2 protein-coding genes and 1 pseudogene are annotated in these 2843 nt (G+C 69.5%); 1 reads left to right on the forward strand and 2 read right to left on the reverse strand.

From position 1 onward, the window contains the following. Window positions 1-319 precede the first annotated feature (319 nt). Window positions 320-844, forward strand: coding sequence for a P-loop nucleotide/nucleoside kinase family protein (locus VR44_RS30890; RefSeq protein ID WP_045950928.1), 525 nt, complete (start codon window positions 320-322; stop codon window positions 842-844). Window positions 845-1045: 201 nt separating this feature from the next. Here VR44_RS30890 and VR44_RS41565 read toward each other — a convergent pair whose 3' ends face one another. Together VR44_RS41565 and VR44_RS30900 are read right to left on the reverse strand one after the other, a co-directional pair. Further along, window positions 1046-1321 carry a hypothetical protein gene (locus tag VR44_RS41565; RefSeq protein ID WP_157880459.1) on the reverse strand — a complete coding sequence of 92 codons (276 nt, stop codon included), beginning with the start codon at window positions 1319-1321 and terminating at the stop codon, window positions 1046-1048. Between the two features lie 1037 nt (window positions 1322-2358). Next, window positions 2359-2843, reverse strand: a pseudogene (locus VR44_RS30900) (hypothetical protein); the annotation flags it as partial.

The following is a 2843-nucleotide window of genomic DNA, read 5'->3' on the forward strand; positions in this document are numbered from 1 at the left end:
CGGGTGGCAGCACACGGTCCTGTTCCCCGGCCGCGGGGTCGAGGACGGCGAGCGGGGAACGACGGCCCGCCCCGGTGGTGCGCACGGCCCGCCAGTCCACCAAGGGGCGGATAACCGGCAGCAGCGCCAGGTCCTGAGCCGAGTTGAGCCGGAGCACGGTAGTCGTCACCAGCGGAGTCGGGTGAGCTGCGAGAGGGGGTCGCTTGAAGCACCATGGTTGTCACAGGTGAGGCATCCGATTTGTCACATGACCTCGTTCAGCAGCCTTACTGTCACGAGAAGGTGTTCCTGGGGCCCGCACGGCGCTAGCGTCAGGTCCATGATCGTATGGCTCAACGGCACGCACGGCGCGGGCAAGACGACAACCAGCATGTTCCTCCAGCAGCTGCTTCCGGACTCACGGGTGTTCGACGCCGAGAAAGTCGGCGAGACACTCATGGACATCCAGCCAGGGTTGCCCGCGACGGACAACTTCCAGCACTGGCCACCGTGGCGGCCCCTCGTGGTCGAGACCGCCCGACGCATCCTCGACTACACCGGCGGCACCCTGGTGATGCCCATGACCGTCCTGGTCGAGAAGTACTGGCGCGAGATCAGCTCGGGTCTTGCCGAGCACGATATTCCGGTCCGGCACTTCGTCCTCCATGCCGATCAGGGCACTCTCCGCGCGCGCATCGCGGGCGACACTCTTCTCGGCCCCAACTCCCCGTTCCGCCTCGCACACCTCGAACCCTACGCCGAGGCCGCCCGCACGTGGCTGCACGATGAGGCCGAGGTCGTCGACACCACGCACCTGACACCCGCCCAGGCCGCCCAGCAGATCGCGGAGGCCGTCAAGAGTTGAGAGCTTCCGGCGACGCACCTCGCAGGTGACAACAACACTGCCTATGTGACACTACTGTGCGCCGGCTCAGTCGTAGAGGGGGATGGTGGTCACCCCGCCCTGCCGCTTGTAGTCGACATCCACCGATCCCACCGGCGACAGCCACCTGAGCCGCACCACGTGATCGAAGTCCAGGCGGCGGACCCCGAGCCGGCGGGCGGCCTACTCCGGGCCGAGTAGCACATACCGGTCGAGGAGGGCGGGCAGGTCCCGGCCGCAGCCCAGGGCCGCCACCTGGTCCGGGTGGACGTCGGGGAACTCGACCTCGCCGCCGAGGTAGAGCAGCAGGCCGGCCTTCACCAGGTGGCCGACCGCCGAGGCGGTCACCCGAGGCAGCAGAATCGGCAGCGGCACTCCGAGGGCCTGCGTCAGGCGGTCCGCCGTCACCCCAGCACCGATCGGCCCCCGCAGCGCCGCGCGGACCGCCTCGGGTCGCATGCCTCCACCACCGCCCGCGACCACCGGCCCGCCCCCGCGTCCGCGTCCGCGTCCGCCGACGGGACCAGACCACTCCCGGCCTCCCACCGCCAGGCCGCCACCGACACCTTCAGCCGACCCGCAGCCCCGTACTCGTCGTAGAACTCACGCCGCACACCCATGCCGAAACACACCCCAATCGCACACCAGCAGCCCGACCACCGAACCGTGCCGCAAACCATGACGAACCACCTTAAAAACTGTCAAGCTCCCTGTTTATGCATTGAGTTGGGCATACACCGCATGAAACGCCTACACCTACGCGAGGGCTGCACATCGCCGGTCGGGTAAACTGCGGCGCCATCGGCCGGGCCGCAGGGGGCGCCGTTGCGAGGTGGAGCTCCTGGTGTCCCGGCCGGCCCTCGCAGGGGCCGGCCGGGACACCCCCGCGCGGATACCGGCGCGGGCGCCCGCCCGCCCCCGGCGAAGCTGGAGGGCGACGCGCACAACCGCCGCCAGGACCCCCACCGCAGCCGCCGCCTCCCACTCCGGCGTCCACTCCGACAACGCGGCCGCCAGGCCGGCCGACGGGCGACGGCGCGGAGCCAACTCCCCCCGACGAGGGCCCGGCCGGCTCCCGCCCCGACTCCTCGCCGGTCAGCTCCCCCGGCTGTCTCAGACATGCTCATGACATCTACCTCCCTACGCAAGAACACGGATCACACCTCCGACCGGAGACGCGATCCGCACTCTGGTACGCGCAGGGGTTAGCTCTGCAAGACCCACGAAACCGCAGGTCAAAGCACTTGCGGTCAGAGTTCGTGCACGCCCTACACCACCCGCCCCTTAGCCCCGCAACCCCGGCAGATATGACCTGCGACACCGCCGCGTGTGTGACCGAGCACGGCACCTGGCAGGGATGGACAACTCCGATGCACAGAATTCGCCCGCAGGTGACGCTGGAGGGCCAGCGCAACAGAAGAGCGCCGGGCGCCTGCGCGTTGAAGACCGTCTGGATCCTCGCTGGCACGCGGTGCGGCAACTCCTTTCGGGGGGGCTCAGCTGCTGAGGTCGAACACGCCCCAGGCGGTGAACGGCTCGGCTTGGACGTAGATCCTGCTTCCTCGGCCGACGGCGCGGCGGCGGCCGGGGAGGTGGCCGTCGGGCAGGGTGAGCAGGCCGACGTCCGTCGGTTCGACGGATGCTTCAGTGAGCTCTCCGCGGGTGAGCCGGTCCACCTCTTCGCCGTAGCCGCCGTAGAAGGCGACCCGCTCGCCGTGGATGGCCAATGCCTTGGCGCCCCGTACCTGGTTCGGCCACACCCTCACGGGCCGGTCGGGGCGGTCGGGGTGTATCTCGACGAGTGGGAAGTCCGTGTACGTGCACGCCCAGGCGGTGGTGCCCCACACGTTCAGGGCGTAGCAGTCGAAGAGGCCGGGGATGCTTGCGCCGTCGGACGCCCAGTAGATGTGGCCTGTGGGGCTCCAGCGGCGGATTCCGGCCGGGTTCTCGTCGAAGTGCCCGACCCAGATGTGGCCGGCCT

The organism is Streptomyces katrae (assembly GCF_000966975.1).
Taxonomy (GTDB): Bacteria; Actinomycetota; Actinomycetes; order Streptomycetales; family Streptomycetaceae; genus Streptomyces; species Streptomyces katrae.

Bases quoted from the DNA above. Each gene is read 5' to 3' on its own strand.
- VR44_RS30890 (WP_045950928.1), top strand. From the start codon at position 320: ATGATCGTATGGCTCAACGGCACGCACGGCGCGGGCAAGACGACAACC.
- VR44_RS41565 (WP_157880459.1), bottom strand. From the start codon at position 1,321: ATGCGACCCGAGGCGGTCCGCGCGGCGCTGCGGGGGCCGATCGGTGCT.